General features: G+C 66.8%; 18 protein-coding genes and 1 tRNA gene. 4 read left to right on the forward strand and 15 right to left on the reverse strand.

What is annotated here, in order from left to right; genetic code table 11:
• Positions 1-82: 82 nt before the first annotated feature.
• Positions 83-787, reverse strand: coding sequence for a winged helix-turn-helix transcriptional regulator (locus tag ACIPPQ_RS11075; RefSeq protein ID WP_446544134.1), 705 nt, complete (start codon positions 785-787; stop codon positions 83-85).
• A 147-nt stretch (positions 788-934) separates the two neighbouring features.
• Here ACIPPQ_RS11075 and ACIPPQ_RS11080 point away from each other — a divergent pair, with 147 nt between their 5' ends.
• The gene (locus tag ACIPPQ_RS11080) at positions 935-2071 is read left to right on the forward strand and encodes an acyl-CoA dehydrogenase family protein (RefSeq protein ID WP_446544135.1); all 1137 of its coding nucleotides are present in this window, start codon (positions 935-937) and stop codon (positions 2069-2071) included.
• Between the two features lie 56 nt (positions 2072-2127).
• Here the strand turns inward: ACIPPQ_RS11080 and ACIPPQ_RS11085 are convergent, their stop codons facing one another.
• The 5 genes from ACIPPQ_RS11085 to ACIPPQ_RS11105 form a co-directional block, all read right to left on the reverse strand.
• On the reverse strand, positions 2128-2673 hold the full coding sequence (locus ACIPPQ_RS11085) for an rRNA large subunit pseudouridine synthase E (RefSeq protein ID WP_446544136.1): 546 nt from the start codon (positions 2671-2673) through the stop codon (positions 2128-2130).
• Positions 2674-2731: 58 nt separating this feature from the next.
• Positions 2732-4564 carry a translational GTPase TypA gene (typA, locus tag ACIPPQ_RS11090; protein ID WP_446544137.1) on the reverse strand — a complete coding sequence of 611 codons (1833 nt, stop codon included), beginning with the start codon at positions 4562-4564 and terminating at the stop codon, positions 2732-2734.
• Positions 4565-4668: 104 nt separating this feature from the next.
• On the reverse strand, positions 4669-5538 hold the full coding sequence (locus ACIPPQ_RS11095) for a hypothetical protein (protein ID WP_446544138.1): 870 nt from the start codon (positions 5536-5538) through the stop codon (positions 4669-4671).
• Positions 5539-5564: 26 nt separating this feature from the next.
• Positions 5565-6485, reverse strand: a complete 921-nt coding sequence (locus ACIPPQ_RS11100; RefSeq protein ID WP_446544139.1) for a tetratricopeptide repeat protein — start codon at positions 6483-6485, stop codon at positions 5565-5567.
• A gap of 75 nt (positions 6486-6560) precedes the next feature.
• The gene (locus ACIPPQ_RS11105) at positions 6561-7211 is read right to left on the reverse strand and encodes a 5'-methylthioadenosine/S-adenosylhomocysteine nucleosidase family protein (protein WP_446544140.1); all 651 of its coding nucleotides are present in this window, start codon (positions 7209-7211) and stop codon (positions 6561-6563) included.
• A 58-nt stretch (positions 7212-7269) separates the two neighbouring features.
• On the opposite strand from ACIPPQ_RS11105, the gene ACIPPQ_RS11110 reads away from it, so the two are divergent.
• The 3 genes from ACIPPQ_RS11110 (at position 7270) to ACIPPQ_RS11120 (ending at position 10250) form a co-directional block, all read left to right on the forward strand.
• Complete coding sequence (locus ACIPPQ_RS11110) at positions 7270-8244, forward strand: bile acid:sodium symporter family protein (protein WP_446544141.1); 975 nt, start codon at positions 7270-7272, stop codon at positions 8242-8244.
• 65 nt (positions 8245-8309) lie between these two features.
• Complete coding sequence (locus ACIPPQ_RS11115; RefSeq protein WP_446544142.1) at positions 8310-9521, forward strand: toxic anion resistance protein; 1212 nt, start codon at positions 8310-8312, stop codon at positions 9519-9521.
• 3 nt (positions 9522-9524) lie between these two features.
• The gene (locus ACIPPQ_RS11120) at positions 9525-10250 is read left to right on the forward strand and encodes a hypothetical protein (RefSeq protein ID WP_446544143.1); all 726 of its coding nucleotides are present in this window, start codon (positions 9525-9527) and stop codon (positions 10248-10250) included.
• A gap of 10 nt (positions 10251-10260) precedes the next feature.
• Here the strand turns inward: ACIPPQ_RS11120 and ACIPPQ_RS11125 are convergent, their stop codons facing one another.
• The 9 genes from ACIPPQ_RS11125 to ACIPPQ_RS11165 all read right to left on the reverse strand — a co-directional run bounded on the left by ACIPPQ_RS11125 (position 10261) and on the right by ACIPPQ_RS11165 (position 20389).
• Complete coding sequence (locus ACIPPQ_RS11125; protein ID WP_446544144.1) at positions 10261-10584, reverse strand: hypothetical protein; 324 nt, start codon at positions 10582-10584, stop codon at positions 10261-10263.
• Entirely contained in the window at positions 10581-11186 is a 606-nt protein-coding gene (locus ACIPPQ_RS11130) for an RNA polymerase sigma factor (RefSeq protein ID WP_446544145.1), read from the reverse strand. Before ACIPPQ_RS11130 ends, ACIPPQ_RS11125 begins: the two co-directional genes overlap by 4 nt.
• Positions 11113-11721 carry a hypothetical protein gene (locus ACIPPQ_RS11135; RefSeq protein ID WP_446544146.1) on the reverse strand — a complete coding sequence of 203 codons (609 nt, stop codon included), beginning with the start codon at positions 11719-11721 and terminating at the stop codon, positions 11113-11115. Before ACIPPQ_RS11135 ends, ACIPPQ_RS11130 begins: the two co-directional genes overlap by 74 nt.
• 208 nt (positions 11722-11929) lie before the next feature.
• A complete protein-coding gene (locus tag ACIPPQ_RS11140) occupies positions 11930-13327 on the reverse strand; it encodes an FAD/NAD(P)-binding protein (protein ID WP_446544147.1) in 1398 nt (465 codons plus the stop codon).
• Positions 13324-14217 (reverse strand): TauD/TfdA dioxygenase family protein, encoded by an 894-nt coding sequence (locus ACIPPQ_RS11145; RefSeq protein WP_446544148.1) that lies wholly within the window; start codon positions 14215-14217, stop codon positions 13324-13326. The genes ACIPPQ_RS11140 and ACIPPQ_RS11145 overlap by 4 nt, the downstream gene beginning before the upstream one ends.
• 110 nt (positions 14218-14327) lie before the next feature.
• A complete protein-coding gene (locus ACIPPQ_RS11150; RefSeq protein WP_446544149.1) occupies positions 14328-15989 on the reverse strand; it encodes an arylsulfatase in 1662 nt (553 codons plus the stop codon).
• A 117-nt stretch (positions 15990-16106) separates the two neighbouring features.
• Positions 16107-17060, reverse strand: coding sequence for a TauD/TfdA dioxygenase family protein (locus tag ACIPPQ_RS11155; protein WP_446544150.1), 954 nt, complete (start codon positions 17058-17060; stop codon positions 16107-16109).
• Between the two features lie 111 nt (positions 17061-17171).
• Positions 17172-19610 (reverse strand): TonB-dependent receptor, encoded by a 2439-nt coding sequence (locus ACIPPQ_RS11160; protein WP_446544151.1) that lies wholly within the window; start codon positions 19608-19610, stop codon positions 17172-17174.
• Between the two features lie 705 nt (positions 19611-20315).
• Positions 20316-20389 (reverse strand) — tRNA-Gln (locus tag ACIPPQ_RS11165).
• Positions 20390-20395 lie beyond the last annotated feature (6 nt).

Here is a 20395-nt window from a genome sequence, read left to right on the forward strand (position 1 = left end):
GCTTCATCACGCGGAAATGCGGCGAAAGAATGGATATGGCCGCCTTCCGGAAAGGCGGGCCGCGCCCGGGGCAAAGGCAAGATCAGGAAACCGCGGCCACCGCTTTCGTCTTGGCAAAGGGGCTGAGGCCCAGCCAGGATTCGATGCTGTCCGACAGCTCGTCGTCGCCGGTCAGCATCAGCCGCCGTGCATTCGCCGCATCGGCGAGCGTGTCGTAGCCCATCCAGATCGCCGTCATCGTCCGCAGGTCCGTCGCGACATAGAGGTCGACGTCGAAGCCGGGGTCGATCGAACATAGCTCGGTTTCCCGATCGGGTTCGACGACCAGCCACCAAGACCGCCGATCCGCCGCCAGCTCGCCAAAGCGGAATTGCACGATGACCTTGCGATCGGGCATCGGGTCGAGGACGAGGCCGCGGCGCATATCCCACATCAAAAGCTGCACATCGAGGCGCTCGAGCGTCAGGTCGCCATCGATCCAGCGTTTGCCCCAGACGCCGAAAGCGTCGACGACGGGTGCCAGTTCCTGTCCTGCGCGCGTCAGCCGGTAATCGAATACGCCCGATTCCCGTGCCACCGGGGTCCGATGGACGATCCCCGCCGCCTCAAGATCCTTCAGCCGCTGCGACAGCAGAGCGGGCGACATGCGCGGCACCCCGCGTCGCAAGTCATTGAAACGGGTCGATCCTGCCGCCAGTTCGCGGACAAGGACGATCGTCCAGCGCGTACACAATATCTCCGCCGCCATCGCGACCGGACAGAATTGACCGTAACTGGCGTTCGCCATGATACACTCCTCCCGCACATATTATAGTTCAGGAGTCGCGGGGAACGCGAGTTCAGTTTCTGTACCGGGCGGATTCAGTTCCTGAACTATCCGCCGCACCGGCAAGCCGTCATGCCATCGCCAGCAAGGAATGCTCAGGAGATGACCATGTTAATCGCAGCACAAAGTAAAACCCCGGACCATTGGTACGCGATCGCCGAAAGGATCGCCGACAGGATCGCCGCATCGGCCGAGGATCACGACCGCCACGGGCGCTTCGTCGCCGAAAACTATACCTTGCTCCGCGAGGCCGGGCTGATCGGCGCGGCGGTCCCCGTCGATCTCGGCGGCGACGGGCTCGACTATCCTAAGCTGTGCGGCATCGTCCGCCGCATCGGGGCCGCGTGCGGTTCGACCGCGCTCGCCTTTTCGATGCATTGTCACCAGGTCGCCGTCGCCGCGTGGCGCTGGCAACATATGCAGGCGCCGACCGACGCGCTGCTCCGCCGCGTCGCCGCCGAAAACCTCGTCCTCGTGTCGAGCGGCGGGTCGGACTGGCTCCATGGAAGCGGAACCGCAACCCCGGTAGAGGGCGGCTACCGGATCAACGCGCGCAAGATTTTTTCGAGCGGATGCCCTGCGGGCGACCTTTTGATGACGAGCGCGGTGCTCGACGATCCGGCCGGCGAGCCCACCGTCCTCCACTTCGCGCTGCCGTTCGCGGCCGAGGGGGTGACGATCCTCGACACGTGGGACACCATGGGAATGCGCGGGACCGGGTCGCACGATGTCGAACTGAAGGACGTCTTCCTTGCCGAGGCAGCCGTGTCGGGCCGCCGTCCGCAGGGCAAATGGCACCCGCTGTTCCACATCATCAGCATGATCGCCTTTCCGCTCATCTATTCGGCCTACCTCGGCGTCGCGGAGGGCGCGCGCGATGCCGCGCTCGCGGCGGCGCAGCGCAAGCCGGCCAGCCCCGCGCTGATCGCGCTGGCGGGCGAGATGCAGAATGCCTTCTGGACCGCCGAAACCGCGCTCGCCGCGATGATCGCGACCGCCGGGAGCGCGAGCCCCGGGCCGGAGACGACGAGCGCGGTGATGACCGGGAGAACGGTCGCGGGCCGCGCCGCGATCCGCACCGCCGAACTCGCGCTGGAACTGGCCGGCGGCGGCGCCTTCTATCGGGGTACGACGATCGAGCGGGCTTTCCGCGACGTCCAGGGCGCGCGCTTCCATCCGCTGCAAGAGCCTGCGCAACGCGAGCTCAGCGGCCGGCTGGCGCTCGGGCTCGACATCGACGGCTAGGCCGGCCGCGCTCCGTCACCCCGAACGCAGGGTGGCGGAGCATGGCGCGGCCGGCATTATATTGCCTCGCGCCACTCCCCCGGCGCCAGCCCGCCAATCTCCCACCCCCCGATCCGCCAGCGGACGAGCCGCAGCGTCGGATAGCCGACCGCGGCGGTCATGCGGCGGACCTGGCGGTTGCGGCCTTCGGTGATGGTGAGTTCGATCCAGCAATCGGGGACGCTCTTTCGGTATCGCACCGGCGGGTCGCGGTCCCAGAGCTGGGGCGGATCGATACGGCGGACGGTCGCGGGGCGCGTCGGGCCGTCGTTCAGCATGACGCCGCGGCGCAGCGCCTCCAGCGCGGCGTCGTCAGCCTCGCCCTCGACCTGCGCCAGATAGGTTTTGGGCGTCTTGTGCTTCGGCGACGAAATCCGCGCCTGCAACGCGCCGTCGTCGGTCAGGATCAGCAGCCCTTCGCTATCCCGATCCAGCCGTCCGGCCGGATAGACGCCCGGCACGTCGATATAGTCGGAGAGCGTCGCGCGCGCTTCGGGCGTGCCGCGGTCGGTGAATTGCGACAGCACGCCGTACGGCTTGTTGAACAGGATCAACCGTCCCACGGCGCGCTCCTCAACCCCAAAGAAAAACCGGCGGCCGATGGGACCGCCGGTCTGTATCTTACGCCGCTTCCTTCTTGCGCGACGCTTTCTTACGCTCGTGCGGGTCGAGCAGCGCCTTGCGGATGCGGATATTCTTCGGGGTCACCTCGACCATCTCGTCATCGTCGATGTAGGCGATCGCCTGTTCGAGCGTCATGCGGCGCGGCGGGGTGAGGCGGATCGCGTCGTCCTTGCCCGTCGAACGGAAGTTCGTGAGCTGCTTCGACTTCATCGGGTTGACCTCAAGGTCGTCGGGCTTCGCATTTTCGCCGATGATCATGCCCTCATACAGCGCCTCGCCGGGCGAGACGAAGAGGATGCCGCGCTCTTCGAGCGGGCCCAAGGCATAAGCAACGGCTTCGCCATTGCCGTTCGAGATCAGGACGCCATTCTTGCGGCCTTCGATCACGCCCTTGTACGGGCCATATTTCTCGAACAGGCGGTTCATGATCCCGGTGCCGCGCGTGTCGGACAGGAATTCGCCATGATAGCCGATCAGGCCGCGCGACGGGCCGCTGAAGGTGATGCGCGTCTTGCCGCCACCCGACGGACGCATGTCGGTCAGGTCGGCCTTGCGGACCTGCATCTTCTCGACGACCGTGCCGCTGTGCTCGTCGTCGACGTCGATGACGACGGTTTCATACGGCTCGGTGCGCTTGCCGGCCTCGTCCTCGCCATAGAGGACCTTCGGGCGGCTGATGCCGAGTTCGAAACCTTCGCGGCGCATCGTTTCGATGAGCACGCCGAGCTGGAGCTCGCCGCGGCCCGCGACGTCGAAGCTGTCCTTGTCGGCGCTTTCGGTGATGCGGATCGCAACGTTGGTTTCGGCTTCGCGGAAGAGGCGGTCGCGGATCATGCGGCTCGTGACCTTGCTGCCTTCGCGGCCCGCCATCGGGCTGTCATTGACGGCAAAGCGCATCGACAGCGTCGGCGGATCGATCGGCTGCGCGGCGATCGGTTCGCTCACGCTCGTGTCGGCGATCGTGTTCGCGACGGTCGCGTTGGTGAGGCCCGCGATCGCGACGATGTCGCCAGCCTTGGCTTCCTCGACGGGAACGCGCTCGAGCCCGCGGAACGCGAGCAGCTTCGACGCGCGGCCGGTCTCGATGACCTTGCCGTCCATGTCGAGCGCGTGGATCGGCTGGTTGACCTTGACCGTGCCCGACTGGACGCGGCCGGTCAGGATGCGGCCGATGAAATTGTCGCGGTCGAGCAGCGTCGCGAGGAAGGTGAAGGGCGCGTCTTCGGGCAGGCCCGGGGTCGGGACATGGCTGACGATCGTCTTGAACAGCGGCTCGAGCGTGCCTTCGCGCGCTTCGGGGCTTTCCGAGGCATAGCCGCCGCGGCCCGAGGCATAGAGGATCGGGAAGTCGAGCTGTTCGTCATTGGCTTCGAGCGCAAGGAAGAGTTCGAACACTTCGTCGAGCACTTCGGCGGCGCGCGCGTCGCTGCGGTCGATCTTGTTGACGACGACGATCGGCTTCAGGCCGAGCGCGAGCGCCTTGCCGGTCACGAACTTGGTCTGCGGCATCGGGCCTTCGGCCGCATCGACGAGCAGGATGACGCCGTCGACCATGGAGAGGATGCGCTCGACCTCGCCGCCGAAGTCGGCGTGGCCCGGGGTGTCGACGATGTTGATCCGCGTCTGGTCGGCGCCTTCGCCCCACTCGACGCTGGTGCACTTCGCAAGGATCGTGATCCCGCGTTCCTTTTCGAGGTCGTTCGAATCCATTGCGCGTTCTTCGACGCGCTGGTTGTCGCGGAAGGTGCCCGACTGGCGGAACAATTGGTCGACGAGGGTGGTCTTGCCATGATCGACGTGCGCGATGATGGCGATATTGCGCAAAGACATGCGGATAAGCCTTGATGTAAGGGGGCAGCGCCCGGAGCGCCGCGAGACGCCGCGCCCCTAACAGAAGTGGTGCTGCGGCGCAACATGATTGCCGAAGCCGCGCGCTATCGCAGCGATTGCGCCAAATGTCCCGTATCGTAGAGCGAGCGTTCCTCGGCGCGGCGCAACCGTTTCGCCGCGCCCTTGTCGAAAGCGACCTTCCAGCGGTCGAGAGCGGCTGCGAACCGGGCAGGGTCGGATATCTCGCCGATTGCGCGCAATTCGCGCGACGCCGTGAGCAGCGCCCCCCGCTCGCGGGCGAAACCCCGCCCGGCATAGCGCTCGGCGATCAGTCCCAGTTGATGACGCATCGCCGCGATCGACAGCGCCGCGCCTTGCCGGTCGCCGCGACCAATCATCAGTTGCGCCCCCGCGATGCCGTCGTCGAGCGCACCAAGCTGGTCGTCCAGTCCCCGCGCAGCGGTGCGTTCGGATGTGCACGGCCGCACCGCGCGGACATAGGCGGCCAGCGCTTCGAGCGTCGCCGGGGTCGGCTCCTGCCCGCCGAATTCCTCGACCACCAGATTGCGGATGAAAGGTTCGAGCGCGCGCGTATCGGGGTCACGCGAGATTTTTCCGGGCATCGCCAGGTCGGGAATGACCACAGGGTCGAAGCGCGCATTGCCGCGTACGGCGCTGAAGAAGCTGTTCGTGACGTCTGCCGTTCCCGGCGAGGCGGAGACGCCGGCGAGCAGGAAATGCGGATTGCCGCGCCCGTTGATATGGCAGCTGGCGCAGCTCAGCCCCGCCTTCGCCGCCTGCCCGCCAAGCAGCGTCGGCGCGCCGAACAGCGCGCGTCCGCTCCGCACCAGTGCGTCGTCGCCGGGCGCAAGGCAAGCCGCGGGCTGTCCTGACAACAATGCCAGCTCGGCCCCCGGCGCGGTCCAGCGCAATTGCTCGAAAACCGGCGGCGCATCGCCGCGCGTCGCCGCCACGCCGAGGAGCAGCGCCGCGAGCGCGATCAGCTCGCGGATGCGCGCCCCGCCGCGATCCAGCGCCGAAGTTCGTCGACCTCGTGACAGCCGAACCCGCAGATCGTCTCGAGCTTCGCGAGATGCGCCTTGGCTCCCGCGACATCGCCGCGCTCGAGCTTCAGTTCGCCATAATATTCGAGCGCGCCACGATGCGCCGGCGCGATCGCGAGCGCCTCGCGATAATAGGCTTCGGCCGCGTCATAGCGCTTCAGCTTGCGGTTCGCGAAGCCCAGGTAAGTGAGCACATCGGGGTGCGGCCCCGCCGCCCACAGCGCCGCGTCGAGCTTTGCGATCGCGGCTTCGTAGCGATGCTCGTTGATCAGGCCGACGGCGGCGACATAGGTCGCATCGAGCGTTTCGGCCGCGGCGAGCCGCACCTCGGGCTCGACCGCGCTTTGCGCCTGCGGCCCCGCGGCGACCGCCGCCTCGAGCTTGGCGATCGCGTCGGCGAGCTTCGCCGAATCGGCGCACGTCCCCGCGCACCCTTCCTGCATCGCTTTCAGCGCGCCGAGCTGTTCGTCGGCCTTTTCCGCCTTGCCGAGCTTCGCCTGCGTGATGCCAAGGTCGCGGCGCGCGTCGACCATCTTCTCGTCATAGCGAACCGCAGCTTCGAGCGGCTTCACCGCACGCGAGAAGTCGCCCTGCGCCATATAGCTCGCGCCGAGCAGATAATTGGCCTGCGGGTTTTTCGGCACCGCCGACACGACCTTTTTGAAGGCTTTCGCCGCCTCGGCATATTGGCCGGAGGCGAAGGCGTCGGCGCCCTTCTTGTAATCGACCGTCGGGTCGTAGCTGCTCTGGCTCGGCGGCGCGCTACTGCCGCTCCCGCCGCTGCCTGCCGCGAAAGCAATCGGCGCAGCGAAGACCGCACAGGCGGCAAAAAAGGCTAGTGAAGATCGATACCGCATGGCGAGTCTCTCCCTCGGTCGATACGGGCTCCAGCCTATCACAAGTACGCCCCGCGCGGAACGGCGAAGCGCGGGTCAGATCATCGCGACCAGCCGCTCGATTTCCCGCGCCGCCGCGCGCGCGGCGCGGACGAGGTTGACGTGGAAATCGCCCGCGCTGTCGCCATTCGCTTCGTCGGTCACCGCCTTGATCGCGCCCCATGGCTTGCCGAGCCTCGCCGCAACCTGCGCCACCGCGCCAACCTCCATATCGACGAGCGTCGCACCGAGCGCCGCGAGATCGGCCGCCGCGTCGGGACAGGCGACAAAACTGTCTCCGCTCGCGATCCGCGCGTGCGGCAGGCCAAGCCCCGGATCGGCCATCGCCCGGAAGTGCGCCTCACCCGCCTCGCCGATCGGCCATTCGCCCGCACGGTAGCGGCGAAACAGGCCCGGCTGATTGGCGCCATAGTCATGCTGCAACGCCTCGGCGATCCAGTACGCCCCCGGCGCCGCGCCGAGCGACCCGCAGGTGCCAGTCATCAGCAGCAGGTCGGCGTCGGCGCCAAGCACACCCGCGCAAAGCGCAGCGTTGACCTTGCCGAGCCCGCAGGTCGCGATGGTCAGGCGGTGCCCGGAACCGTCGAATCGCCTTGCCGCGAACGGACCAGCAACGGGCTCGCCCGCGCGGGCAAACAGCGCATCGGCCTCTTCGGGCAAGGCGGCGAGGATCAGGATATGGGACATCGCGCCTGTCTACCGTCTCGTGCGGCCTTGCCAAGCGCGCGTCGCGACGCCATCGCTCATGGCAATGCTCGCTCGCATCTTTCCCGACCGCTTCGTCCCCGTCCTGCTCGCGACGATCCTGCTCGCGAGCATAGCCCCCGTGCGCGGCGCCGCGGTGCCGGTTGCGGGAGGACTGTCGACCGCCGCGATCGTCTTCCTCTTTTTCCTGAACGGCGTGCGCCTGCCGCGCGACGAAGTGCTGCACGGCATCCGCAACTGGAAGCTGCAAGGCGCTGCACTCGCCTTCTGCTTCGGCGCGATGGCCCTCCTCGGCCTCGCGGCGCAGGCGGCGATGGCGCCGCTGCTCCCCGCAACGCTCGCGCTCGGCTTTCTCTTCCTCGGCATCCTGCCCTCGACGGTCCAGTCGGCAACCGCCGCGTCGAGCCTCGCCGGCGGCAATGTCGCCGCAAGCGTGGTCGCCGCCGCGCTGCTCAACCTGTCCGGCGTCGCGCTCTCGCCGCTGCTGTTCGCGCTGCTCGCCGGAAGCGCGGGCGAAATCCACGGGGAGGCAGTGCTGCGCATCGTCTCGATCCTGCTTGTCCCCTTCGTCGCGGGGCAGCTCGTTCAGCGCTGGCTGCGGCCGTGGGTGCTCGCGCACCGAGGGCTTGCGACCTTCATGGATCGCACCGCGATCGCGATCGCGGTCTATGTCGCTTTCTCGGCGGCGGTCGTCGCGGGGATATGGGGCCTGCTCGACGGGCGCGAGATCGGCATCGTGCTCGCCGCGGTCGCCACGCTGCTCGCGATGTCCTTCGGCGGCGCCTGGGCGCTCGGCGGGCTGCTGAAGCTCGCGCGGGCCGACCGCATCACCCTGCTCTTTTCGGGCGCGCAAAAGAGCATCGCGGTGGGCGCGCCGCTCGCCGCTACGCTTTTCCCGCCTGCCATCGCCGGCATGGTGCTCGTCCCGATCCTCGTCTATCATATGGCGCAACTGATCCTGTCCGCGTGGATCGCGCCGGTACTTCGGGCGGGACAGGGTGTAGTGCTTGAATAACACAGGGCCGCATGCCATATAGGCAAGCGGCCTTGGATCGTAACTTGGGGCTGGAAGGAAGACGAATGAGCGAACTGACTGCAACGGCAACCGCGACCGATGAGCTGAAGCTGACCCCGCCCGAGCCGCTGCCCCCGATCACGCCCGAAAAGGCGGCCGGACTCGTGCCGCTGTCGACCGACCAGAAATCGAAGCTCGAGGAACGCGTCGACGGCTTTATCGACGACCTGATCGCACAGGATGAAAATTCGCCCGAATTCGGCAAGCGGATCGACCAGATCACCAACATGGGCCGCAAGGAAATGCTCGACGCGGCGAACCAGTCGAACCGCTTCCTCGACCGCCCGATCAAGGCGATGGACCGCGACACCAACATCGGCCAGAGCCTGATCGAACTGCGCACCACGGTCGAGAAACTCGACCCGTCCGCGAACGGCAAGCTGCTGAGCAAGCGCGGCTTTTTCGACAAGATCTTCGGCAGCAAGATCAACAATTATTTCGCCCAGTACCGCAGCGCACAGACGCATATCGGCGGCATCCTGACCGCCTTGTCGAACGGCAAGGACGAGCTGCTCATGGACAATGCCGCGATCGACGTCGAACGGCGCAAGCTGTGGGAAGCGATGGGCAAGCTCGAACAGATGATCCACGTCGCGGGCACGCTCGACCGGCGGCTCGAGGAAAAGGCAGCCGAACTCGACAGCAGCAATCCCGCGAAGGCGAAGGTCATCCGCGAAAATGCGCTCTTCTATGCGCGCCAGCGCACGCAGGACCTGCTGACGCAGATGGCCGTGACGGTGCAGGGCTATCTCGCGCTCGACCTCGTCAAAAAGAATAATGTCGAGCTGGTGAAGGGGGTCGAGCGCGCCTCGACCACGACCGTCGGCGCGCTCAAGACCGCGATCACCGTCGCGCAGGCGATGACGAACCAGAAGCTGGTGCTCGAACAGATCACCGCGCTCAACACGACGACCGCGAACATCATCGACGGCACCTCGCAGATGCTGAAGGACAATACCGCGCGCATCCACGAACAGGCCGCGTCGAGCACGATCCCCGTCGAGACGCTCCAGCGCGCCTTCCAGAATATCTACGACACGATGGACGCGATCGACACCTTCAAACTGAAGGCGCTCGACACGATGAAGGCGACGGTCACCACGCTCGAAGGCGAAGTCGTCAAATCGAAGGGCTATATCGCGCGCGCCGAAGGGGCGACGCAGGCACAGTCGAGCGTCAGCGGCGCGGCCAGCCCGCTTGCCGCACTCGAAGGCTAAAGGATGACGATGAGCGAAGTCGACAAGGTCCGGATTTCGGCGGCTTCGGCGATCGAAAGATCGCGCGAACGCCGCCGCCCGATCGGAACCAAGAGCATCGCGCTGCGCCGCCAGCATCTCTACAAGAAGCTCGGCCGCGTGCTGATCGCGGGCGGCATCGTGCTGCTCGGCGCCGCGGTCTTCGGCGCGCTGATCCAGCCGCTCGGCTTCACCGGCCTGCTCGCGCTGTTCATATTGCTGATCGGCGTCGCGGTGCTGTTCGGCCGGACGCCCTTCCCCGAACCGCGCCAGGCCGATTTGCCGAAGGCCGACCTGAAGCAGCTCGCGGGGCGCACCGAAATCTGGCTGGAGGCGCAGCGCCCGGCGCTCCCCGCGCCTGCACGCCAGCTCGTCGACGGCATCGGGGTCCAGCTCGACCTGCTCGCCCCGCAGCTCCAGACGCTTGACGCGGCGAGCCCTGCGGCGGCGAACATCCGCAAACTCGTCGGCGAAGACCTGCCCGAACTCGTCGCCGGCTATCAGCGCATTCCCGCGGGGCTGCGTACCGAAGCCCACGCCGGGCGCACCCCCGACGAGACGCTGGTTGGCGGGCTAAAGATGCTCGAAAGCGAGATCGGCAATGCCGCGCGGAACCTCGCCGCGGGCGAACTCGACAAGCTCGCGACGCGCGAACGCTATCTCCAGCTCAAATATCAGGGCATCGACGGCGAGGACACGCCCGCCGGCTAAAGCCGGTGCGTCAGGTCTGGCGCCAGCGCTGCGTCCCGAACCACAGCAGCAGGATGAGCAGCAACGGCGGCGCCAGCCCCCAATGCGCGGACCCGGCATAGGGCGCGAGCAAGGGCGCCGACGACAGCAACCATAGCGCCGCCAGCAAGGCGCCGACCGCGGCCGCTTCGAACGCGAAGCTGCGCCAGAAACGCCTGCGCGCGCGAGTATAGGCGGCTCGCGCGTCAATCGCGCGCTCGACTCCGACGGCAAAGCCGCGGTCGCCCGCGCGGGCGGGCGGCGCCAGCATTGCGGCGAGCAGCGCGTCGGTTTCGCGTTCGTCGGGACTCGTCATGCGTCCGCTCCTTCGCCGATCATCTTCTGCGCCTTTGCGCGTCCGCGCAAGACCAGCGATTTGAGCGTGCCGAGCGGTACGCCCATGATCTCCGCCGCCTCGCCGTGCGACCAGCCATGGCCGAAGCAAAGCGTAAGCGCGGCGCGTTCCGGTGGCGACAGCGCAGCGAGAAGGCGGTCGGCGTCGATCGCCGCGTCGCTTGCCGGGCGCGGGTCGGTCGATGTCGCAGGCTCCTCGCCCGCTGCCAGGTCTTCGCGCCGCCCCGCGGTGCGCCGCTGGTCGAGGAACAGGCGCCAGCCGATTCCCATGATCCACGCCGCATAACTCCCCTGCCCCCGATATTCGCCCGCGCGCTGCCACGCGCGGACAAAGGCTTCCTGCGCCAGATCGTCGGCGTCGCACCCGGCAGCGCGGGACAGGAAGGCGCGCAATCGCGCCTCGTGTCGCAACACGAGGAGCTGGAAAGCGGCGCGATCTCCCCCGGCAACGCGCTGGTTGAGGGCCCAATCTTCATCGGCGCTTGCCTCATCACGCAGCGTTGCGCTCCTCAAGGGCCGCGGCGCGCGCGAGGCGGCGGCGGACGAGGAGCGCAATACCGACAAAGGCGGGAAAGAGCGCCGCGCCGGCCGAAATGCGGATCAGCTCTTCATGCCCCTGGATGATCCCGAACCCCGCCATCGCGAGGCCGATCGCCAGCAGCACCAGCGCATTGCGGTCGTCGCCGCCGCTGGCCGTTTCCTTGTCGCCCTGTCCGCCGAGATGCTCATAGGGCTTGTTGAGCTTGTCGATCAGCGGGCTCACCGCGTCCGACTTGGCCTCGAGCGCGCGGCGGATCGAGCGATGCAGCATCCACGCGTGCAGCAGCCGCGCGAGCAGGAAGAAGCCGACGACGAACAGCGCGACGACCGTGATATTTTCGAGCCAGCTGAAGAAGGCGTCGCTGACCGCGACCAGCTCGGTGGTCGGCGGCGGCGCGGGCACATAGGAGGCGACTTCGCGCGGGCTGATATAGGCCGCGACCTGTTCGGCGCTGATCGACTCGCCGGCCGGCACCGTGATCGTCGTGACGGCGGGAGGCACCGCCGCGGGGGTGGTCGCAGTGGCGGCGGCGGCCGCGGCGGCAATCAGAATATCCATCAACATATTTCTCCGTCATGCCGCATTTGGCATGGTGAAACCACAGGCGGCGGCCTCCGGCAAGGCGGAGATGATCTGCACCGGGGAGCACATATCGACCACCGCAGGGCGCCGCCGCCCGGACCGGCGCGGGGGCCGATCAGGAACTGGACGGCACCAGTGGCGTCGCTGGATGCTCGGACGCGAGATATTTTTTCTGCGGGCGGGCCTAGAGCCCTTCGCCGCCCGTCCAGTGCGCGTTGACGAGGCGGCGCGCGAGCGCGCTGACCTGGTTGCGGATATCGGGCACCGCGACAACCTCCCACAGGTCGCCGCGCGTCATCGGCCCGATCGCCAATATATGTTCGGACGCCTTCCCGGCGGCGTCGACGACATGTCCGTCGCGATCGATGTCGAGCCCGAGGCGCAGCGCATCGGGCCGGATACGCCGCGTGCCGAGCAAACGCCGCACCAGCGGATCGGACGAACGCAACAGGTCGCCTTGCGGCCCGGTGCAATTGATCATCCGCGCCGCGCGCGTCGTGACTCGTTCAGCCTCGCCGCGTGGCAGCCACGACACCGCCAGCGCATCGGGCTCGACAGCGACATCCGCTATCTTGCCGGCACGGAAATGGAGCTGGCCCGACGCGATCAGCGCATCGATCCGGTCGGCGACTTCGGGCGCGAGCCGGTGACGATGGACGTCCCAGAAGGGCCGCAGGTGCCGCAGGAAACGCGCGCGCTTGTCGGCGTCGGCGGCCGACCACATCATCTGCGTGATCGGGCGGATCGAATCGACGACAAGCCGCCAGTCGCGCCCGCGCGCTTCGTCACGCGCCCAGCGCACCAGCTCGGAAAGGTCGGGCGCGGGCTTGGCAAGCACGGGCTTGGGGCGCGGCAGTCCGTCGATATGGCGATGCGGACGCAGCCCGCGGCGCGACAGCGCGGTGATCGGGCCTTCATGACCGTGCGACACGAGCCGCAGGATCACGTCGACCGCGGTCAGCCCGGTGCCGATCACCAGCACGGGCGCCTGCCGGTCGAGCCCCTCCTCGAACGCGCTCGCCCACGGATCGCCGATATAGCGATGCGAGGGCAGGTGCGCGCCATGGATCGCGGGCGGGTCGTGCGGCGGCAGATTGCCGATCGCGAGCACCGCGCGGTCGGCCTCGATCAGCCCGCCGTTGACGAGGCCGAGCGTCACCTGCCCGCCCTTTTCGGCAATATCGAGCACCTCGTCGTCGACCAGCTTCAGCCGCCGGCCGTATTTCTCCATCGCCGCGCGCAGCGTTTCGCGCAGGTAACGGCCATAGGTCGCGCGCGTCACAAACGCGGCCTCGCAGCCAAGGCCGCGCGCCGCCAGCCATTCGCAAAAATGGTCGGGCCGGTCGGCAAAAGCGCTCATATTGCCCGCGCGGACGTTCAGCAGGTGCGAGGTTTCGGTGCTGCTATACGCGACCCCGGCGCCCATGCGGTGCCGGTCGCGCTCGATCAGCAGCACCTCGACGTCGGGCTGTTCGAGCAGGTTGATCGCGAGCAGCGTGCCCGAGAAGCCCGCCCCGACGATCGCGACGCGCGTCGCGGTGCGGAAACGCGGGCGCGGCGAATGAAGCTGGGCTTCGATCAACGCGTCACCACGTCGCCCGACACCGTAACGCGTTCGAGCAGGCGATATTCGGGCCAGTAATCGCCGACGGCATAATGCTGGGTCGACCGGTTGTCCCAGATGCCGATGGCGTTCGGGGTCCAGCGGAAACGCACCTGATATTCGGGCACCTTGATCCGGTCGAAGAGCAGTCGCAGAAGGCTGTCGCTTTCTTCTTCGGGCAAGCCGACGATGCGGCTGGTGAAGGTGTAGTTGACGTAGAGGATCTTCTCGCCCGTTTCGGGGTGCGACCGCACCACCGGGTGGCGCACCGGCGGGAAGTCGCGTCCGAGTTGCGCGCGTTTTTCCTCACTCACGCGCCCGCCGAAGCTGCGCACGATGTCATGCTCGGCCTCGAGCCCCTCGATCCGGTCCTTCACCGGCTGCGGCAGCCCGGCATAGGCGGCGGCGGTGTCGGCCCACATCGTGTCGCCGCCGAGCGGCGGCAGGTGGCGTGCACGCAGGATCGAGGTGATCGAAGGCTTCTCGCGGAAGGTCACGTCGGTGTGCCATTTGTTATACGCCTGGAACGGCGCGAGCGTGTCGGCGGTGAGCTGGACGCCCTCGACGCCCTCGATCTTGAGGATTTCGGGATAGCCCTCGACCGATGGGATCACCGGATGCCCTTCGAGTTCGCCAAAGAAGCGCCCGAGGCGGACATGGCTTTCGTGGCTGATGTCCTGATCGCGAAAGAAGACGACCTTGAAGCGCAGCCAGGCCGCGCGCAGCAATTCGCCCTCGGCCGACGTTAGCGGGCGATCGAGGTCGAGCCCGCTGATTTCGGCCCCGATCGTCGGGGTCGCGGGCGAAATCGACACGCCGAGCGATCGCGCGGCCTCGAACAGGTCGGGGGTGTTGAGCTGCGTGGCCATGCGCAATCCTTTCGGTCGTTCGATTCGGAACAAGTCCCGGAAGGCTCGAAAGTAACTCAACTAAAATAATTGACAAGCCCCGACGCGCCGAAGCGCGCGATATGAGCGACCTATGGCCGATAGGGGATCGCGTCGGGGAGGATCACTCCGACTTCCTTCGCGTAGCGATCCCAAGCCGCCGCAAGCTCGGCCGTGCGGTCCGGATGGACGAGCGACAGGTCGCGCGTCTCGCCGGGATCGCGCGCGATATCGAACAGGCGCCAGACGCCATCACCGATGTCGGTGAGTTTCCAGTCGCCGCGACGATAGGCGCGCGAACCGAACAGCTCGGCGCCGACGCCGTCGTCGGAGCCATAGACGCGCGCATCGGCGTTCCTGAGCCAAGCCGCCCACGACCGGCCGGTAATCGGCACAACCTTGCGCCCCGCGACCTGCGTCGCCTTGCCATCGGCGCCCGCAAGGTCGAGCAGGGTCGGCGCGATGTCGGCGACCGACAGATATTGCGTCTCGGCCCCCTTGCGCGCTTCGATGCCCACGCCGCTGATGAACGCGACCGCGCGCGTCCCGCCCTCGCTTTGGTAGCCCTTGGTCAGCCACGACGGTGCGGTGGCGGCCTGTGCCCAGCCCGCGCCATAGGTGAGGTACGACGACGCCGTACCGCGATTGGCGAAACCATTGTCGGCCCCCTTCAACTGCGCGGCAAGCATCTGCGCGCCGGTGGTCTCGACGTCGAGCGCTTCGGCGCCATTGTCGGCAAGGAAGACGATCACGGTGTTGTCGAGCTCGCCCGAGGCACGGAGCGCTTCGACGACGCGGCCGACATTCTGGTCGAGCCGGTCGACCATCGCGGCATAGATTTCCATGTTGCGCGCCGCGAGCCGCTGTTGCTCGGCGGTCAGCGAATCCCAGCTGCCGTCGCGGTTGCGCGGGACATGCGCGGCGACATCGGGGCCAAGGATACCGAGTTCGCGCTGCCGCGCCAGCCGCCGCGCGCGCAGCACGTCGAACCCTTCGTCATAGCGCCCCTTGTAGCGCGCAATGTCTTCGGGATGCGCTTGCAGCGGCCAATGCGGCGCGGTGAACGCCAGATAGCCGAAAAAGGGCCGCGCGGGCTTTCCACCAGCGGGCGTCTCGCCCAGGAATTCGATCAGCCGCGCCGCGAACGTGTCGCTCGAATAGAAATCGGCGGGGAGCTGCGTCACGCGCTTCCCCTGCTCGGTGTAGGTCGCCCGGCCACCCTTTTCGGGGTCGGCATCGGTGCCGAAATGATTGTGCCCGCCTTGCAGCAACGCAAAGCTGCGCTCGAAACCGCGCGCATGGGGATCCTGTTCGGGGGTCAGGCCCAGATGCCATTTGCCCGACAGCAGGGTGCGATAGCCGCTCGCGCCGAGCCGCTCGGCGAGCGTCGCGACGTCGCTGCGCAAATAGCCTTCATAGCTCGGCTTGCCCTGCTGGTTCGGGCGGATCATCTCGGCCATCGTGCCCAGCCCCGCGCGATGATTGTCGGTACCCGACAACAGCATCGAACGCGTCGGCGAACAGGTCGGCGCGGTGTGGAAGCCCGCGAGCCGGATGCCGTTCAGCGCGAGCCTGTCGAGGTTCGGCGTCCGTATCTCGCCGCCAAATGCGCCCAGATCCGAATAGCCGAGATCGTCGGCGACGATGACGAGCAGGTTCGGCCGCCGCTCCTTCGCCTGTGCGGGGCCGATGGTCGCGGCGGCACCGATCAGCGCGGTAAAAAGGAGGCGGGCAAAACGCGAACCATGGATCATCGAGCACTCTTTCAAAAAAGGCCGGCGCGCCCAGGCGAATGGAACCGGGCGCGCCGCAGACAGGACCGGCGCAGTCACAGGAAGGAAAGGGAGAACCTTAAACGCCGGCCGATTTCGTCAGGCGGGTTCGTATTGAACCGCCTTTTCCTTGCGGACCGTGCGGCTCTGCCGCCCATCGATCCCCACCGGCACGTCGCCCGAAATCGTCGCGCGGCGCAGCGTCCGGCGCTGCAACCCGAAGTCGGCGGTCGCGCGGTGCTGCGTCGATTGATTGTCCCAGATGGCGACGTCGCCTTCGCGCCAGCGCCAGCGCACGACGTTTTCGGGCTTGGTGATATGATCCTGCAACGTCTGGAACAGCCGCGCGCTGTCGGCGGCGTTCAATCCGACGAACTGCTTCACGAAATGGCCGAGCAGCAAGCTGCGCTGCCCGCTGACCGGATGGACGCGCACCACCGGATGCTCGGTCTCATAGACGGTCGAGGCGAAGACGTTGCGATGCTCCTTGATCCGCTTCGCCGCGCTTTCGCCATCGGGCGCCGACTGCAGGATCGACGCATAATCATAGAGGTTGGTGTGCGTCGCCCACAGGTTGCCCACGAGCTGGCGCAGCACTTCGGGCAGGCCCTCATACGCCGTCTCGCCGTTCGCCCATTGCGTGTCGCCGCCGGCTTCGGGGATGGTCAGCGCGCGCAGGATCGACGCCTTGGGATAGGCATCGACGAAGGTCACGTCGGTGTGCCAGCTCGACGCGGCATAGCCTTCCTTGCTGTCGAGTTCGAGCAGGTAGCGCGAGCCTTCGGCAACGGGCACCGTCGGATGCGCGACCGGGTCGCCGAGCAACGCGGCGAAATCCTCATGCTCCTGGTCGGTCAGGTGCTGCTGGTCGCGGAAGAAGAGCACCTTGTGCCGCACGAGCGCCGCCTGGATCGCCTGCACCGTCGCCGCGGGCAGGTCGCCCGATAGCTGGACGCCGTTCACGATCGCGCCGATCGTGCCCGTCACCGGGGTGACGTCGAGGTCGATAGTCTTGTCGCGCGCATTGGCATAGCTGTTGTGAAGGTCCGTCATGTCAGTCTCCTTTGGGGGTTGGACGGCGGGGGTATCCGGCAAGAGCCTCTGCGGGCGGTCGTCGAATGGGGTGGGCGCGTGGTTCACGCGCAAAAGGGCCGGGCGCCGCCATCACAGCTTTGTCCGAAGCGTCGCACCGATCGTGCGCGGTTCGCCGATCAGCGAGGTCACGATGCCGGTGACGGCGGGCGAAAGCGTCTGGAAATAATCCTTGTCGAACAGGTTGCGCGCCCAGATCGACAGGTCGAACAGACCGTCGTCGGTGCGGATGCCGATCCGCGCATTGGCGATGCCATAGGCCGGGACATCGGCATAACGGCTGTCGCTCGACGAGGTGTTGAAGGTCGACCGGTGCGAATAATCGGCGTGGCCATAGAGCGACAGGTCGCGCCCGCCGAGATTGCCAAGCGGCGCCGACACGTCGCCGCCGAGCGTGTAGGTGAGCTTCGGCACGCCGGGCAATTGCTCGCCCGTCAGGTCCTGAATGCCCCCCTGGTTGAGCCGCTCGGGCGCCTGCGGCGCAGTCCGGTAGTCGCTGTACGTCGTGTCGGCATAAGCGACCGACGCATAGAAGCTTGCGCGCTCCGACGGCGCATAGCTCAGGTCGCCCTCGACCCCGCGCGAGCGCACGCCGGGGATGTTCGCGATATATTGCCGAACGTTGACAGTGTTCGGCACCTGCTCGGTGATCGCGGTCTGGTAATCGCTGATCTCGGTCCAATAGCCCGCGACGTTGAGCGTCACCGCCTTGTCGAACCATTGCGACTTGATCCCGAGTTCGTAGCTGTCGACCTTTTCCGGCGCGACGTCGGGATCGATCCCGGCGGGCAGGTTGGTGAGGTTGAGCCCGCCCGACTTGTTGCCGCGCGAATAAGTCGCATAGGCGAGCGCATCGTCCAAGAATTGCCACGACAAGGTGGCGAGCCCCGACACGCTGTTGTCCTTGAACCCCGTCGAGTAACTGGTGACCGGGTTGAATTGCGCGCGGAGCGCCGCCGCCTGCGCCGCGATTCCGGCCGGCAGGGTCGACAGGTCGGTCCCCGCGACATGGAACTGCGTGAACGAGCCGCTCTTCTTCTCATGCGTGTAGCGCAGCCCCGCGGTCAGCGTCAGCCGGTCGGTGAATTTCCAGTCGAGCTGGCCGAACAGCGCATAGCTTTTGGCCCGCGGATCCGAGGTCGAATTGGCCTCGAAACCGTTGAGCGCGGCCTCCCATGCCGCAAGCGGGATCGGCGACGTCGCGGGGCGGTTCCACAGCGCGGCAGCCGGGCCGTATGCGCTCGCGCCCTTGCCGCGGATGACCTGCCAGAAATAATAGGCGCCGACGACATAATCGATCGGGCCGTCGCTGTCCGACGCCAGCCGGATTTCCTGGCTGAACTGGCGCTGGCGGTTCGCCTGCTGCGCCTTGACGATGACGGGGAGCGAGGTCGAATCGCCATCGTTGGAAGGGTTCCAGTCCCACCAGCGATAGGCGGTGATCGAGGTCAGTTTCGCCGCGCCGACATCCCAGTCGAGCTGTCCCGACACGCCATAGCCGTCCATGTTCGACTGATAATGGCTGTTTGCCTCCCCGCGCCGCGCGAAGGGATCGATCGTCGGGAAGCTGTAGCCGGGAAAGCGCGCCGCGCGCTCGGCAAAGCTGTTCGCGATCACGGCGCCATTGTCATAGGTGCCGAAATAATCGGCGAAGACGTTGAGGACATGGTTCTGCTTCTGCCGCGAAAAATCGCCGATGATACGCGCCTCGAGATTGGGCGTCGGGGTGAACAGCAACTGCCCGCGCACGCTCCAGTTCGAATAGTCCTGCGCGCGCTCCTTCTGCGTGTCATTGTAAAGGAAGCCGCGGCGCTCGGTGGACGAGCCGCTGATGCGAATGGCGAGCAGGTCGTCGATAATCGCCCCCGACGCCGACGCGCGCAGCTGGTAATAGCCATAGTCGCCGACGCTCGCCTCGCCCGAAAATTCGGGATCGAAGCTGGGCTTCTTCGACGTGATGTTGATCGCGCCCGAGGTCGTGTTCTTGCCGAACAAAGTCCCCTGCGGCCCGCGCAGCACCTCGATCTGCTGCAAATCGACCAGGTCGAACTGCGACTGGCCGGGGCGCCCGTAATAGACATTGTCGACATAGAAGCCGACGCCATTCTCCAGCCCGTCGTTGGTCAGCGCGACATTGCTGCCAAGCCCGCGAATGTTGATATTGGTGTTGCGCGGGTTGAAGCTGAACACCTGCAGGCTCGGCACGATCTGCTGGATCTGCGTCAGCGAGTAATTGCCCGTTGCCTCGAGCTGCGACGCGCCGACCACCGACAGCGCAATCGGGACGTCCTGTACGCTTTCGTCGCGGCGGCGCGCCGACACGATGATTTCGGCGCCGTCATAGGAGGCCGCCGAGGCGGTCGCCACCGCGGCGCTGGCAGCGGCATCGTCGACCGCGGCACCGTCGGCGGAGGCCGTTTCGGTTTCGGCGGCAGCGGCGGGTATGGCAGGCAGCAACAGCGCGGCGCCGAGAAGAAGCTTCAAACGATGATCGGGAGAGAAACGGTTCATTAGATATGGTCCCCGGGCGGTGCTCCCGCCCCCTTTTTGATGTGATGGATGGTGGCGCGGTGCGCCGCGCCCGATCGGGCCGCCAGCTGAGCCCCCCACAGCGCACGGGCGGCGCTGCGCAGGGACGCAGGATAGCGAGCCAGATCCGACAGGTCGGATTGGGTCAGCAAAGGCATGATATGTCCCCGTGCCGGCGCTCGGGTGCCGGACGTCAGGCCGCAAACGTCTCGCGTGAGGAGGCGCGGCCGGAGAGGATGGAGAGCCGCCGTGCACGGCGGGGCGCGGTCGGTCCGCTACCCCGCGCACGCACGCGGCGATGATCTAGTTGATGGTGCTACACATACGCATCGCAATACCCCTTCTGGGGGGAACGCAATGCCTGGCGCTGTCGCCCGAGCATCACGCGCTTTAGCCGTTGGTAACGCGGAGCAAGCTGCTTCCCGGTCAAAAGCCGCGGGTCGAGGGGGAGAGCCCGTCATTCGTCTCGACCAGTCCCGAATGACAATGTCAACTTAATCGATTGATTTTAGATTCGTCAACGGCGGAGGCCTGTTTTTGCGACGAAGAAAATCTTTCGCCGGACAAGCCGCGGCTTATCGGGCAGGCGCACAAGCAGGGAAAAGGGGGCATCTGCCGCGACATCTCCTGGCGAAGCGCCGCGCAGCGCAAAGCGAAAGCAGGAGGATCTCATCGATAGGAGGAGTTTGGATGCCCCGTGAGGATTCGAACCTCAATAGACGGAATCAGAATCCGTAGTCTTACCATTAGACGACGGGGCAACGAGG

The sequence above is a fragment of the Sphingopyxis sp. LARHCG72 genome, assembly GCF_052871675.1.

What these genes read in the sequence shown, in the direction of transcription:
- ACIPPQ_RS11075 (WP_446544134.1), bottom strand. Translation starts at nt 787, where the DNA reads ATGGCGAACGCCAGTTACGGTCAATTCTGTCCGGTCGCGATGGCGGCG.
- ACIPPQ_RS11080 (WP_446544135.1), top strand. Translation starts at nt 935, where the DNA reads ATGTTAATCGCAGCACAAAGTAAAACCCCGGACCATTGGTACGCGATC.
- typA (WP_446544137.1), bottom strand. Translation starts at nt 4,564, where the DNA reads ATGTCTTTGCGCAATATCGCCATCATCGCGCACGTCGATCATGGCAAG.
- ACIPPQ_RS11100 (WP_446544139.1), bottom strand. Translation starts at nt 6,485, where the DNA reads ATGCGGTATCGATCTTCACTAGCCTTTTTTGCCGCCTGTGCGGTCTTC.
- ACIPPQ_RS11105 (WP_446544140.1), bottom strand. Translation starts at nt 7,211, where the DNA reads ATGTCCCATATCCTGATCCTCGCCGCCTTGCCCGAAGAGGCCGATGCG.
- ACIPPQ_RS11110 (WP_446544141.1), top strand. Translation starts at nt 7,270, where the DNA reads ATGGCAATGCTCGCTCGCATCTTTCCCGACCGCTTCGTCCCCGTCCTG.
- ACIPPQ_RS11115 (WP_446544142.1), top strand. Translation starts at nt 8,310, where the DNA reads ATGAGCGAACTGACTGCAACGGCAACCGCGACCGATGAGCTGAAGCTG.
- ACIPPQ_RS11120 (WP_446544143.1), top strand. Translation starts at nt 9,525, where the DNA reads ATGACGATGAGCGAAGTCGACAAGGTCCGGATTTCGGCGGCTTCGGCG.
- ACIPPQ_RS11125 (WP_446544144.1), bottom strand. Translation starts at nt 10,584, where the DNA reads ATGACGAGTCCCGACGAACGCGAAACCGACGCGCTGCTCGCCGCAATG.
- ACIPPQ_RS11135 (WP_446544146.1), bottom strand. Translation starts at nt 11,721, where the DNA reads ATGGATATTCTGATTGCCGCCGCGGCCGCCGCCGCCACTGCGACCACC.
- ACIPPQ_RS11145 (WP_446544148.1), bottom strand. Translation starts at nt 14,217, where the DNA reads ATGGCCACGCAGCTCAACACCCCCGACCTGTTCGAGGCCGCGCGATCG.
- ACIPPQ_RS11150 (WP_446544149.1), bottom strand. Translation starts at nt 15,989, where the DNA reads ATGATCCATGGTTCGCGTTTTGCCCGCCTCCTTTTTACCGCGCTGATC.
- ACIPPQ_RS11155 (WP_446544150.1), bottom strand. Translation starts at nt 17,060, where the DNA reads ATGACGGACCTTCACAACAGCTATGCCAATGCGCGCGACAAGACTATC.
- ACIPPQ_RS11160 (WP_446544151.1), bottom strand. Translation starts at nt 19,610, where the DNA reads ATGAACCGTTTCTCTCCCGATCATCGTTTGAAGCTTCTTCTCGGCGCC.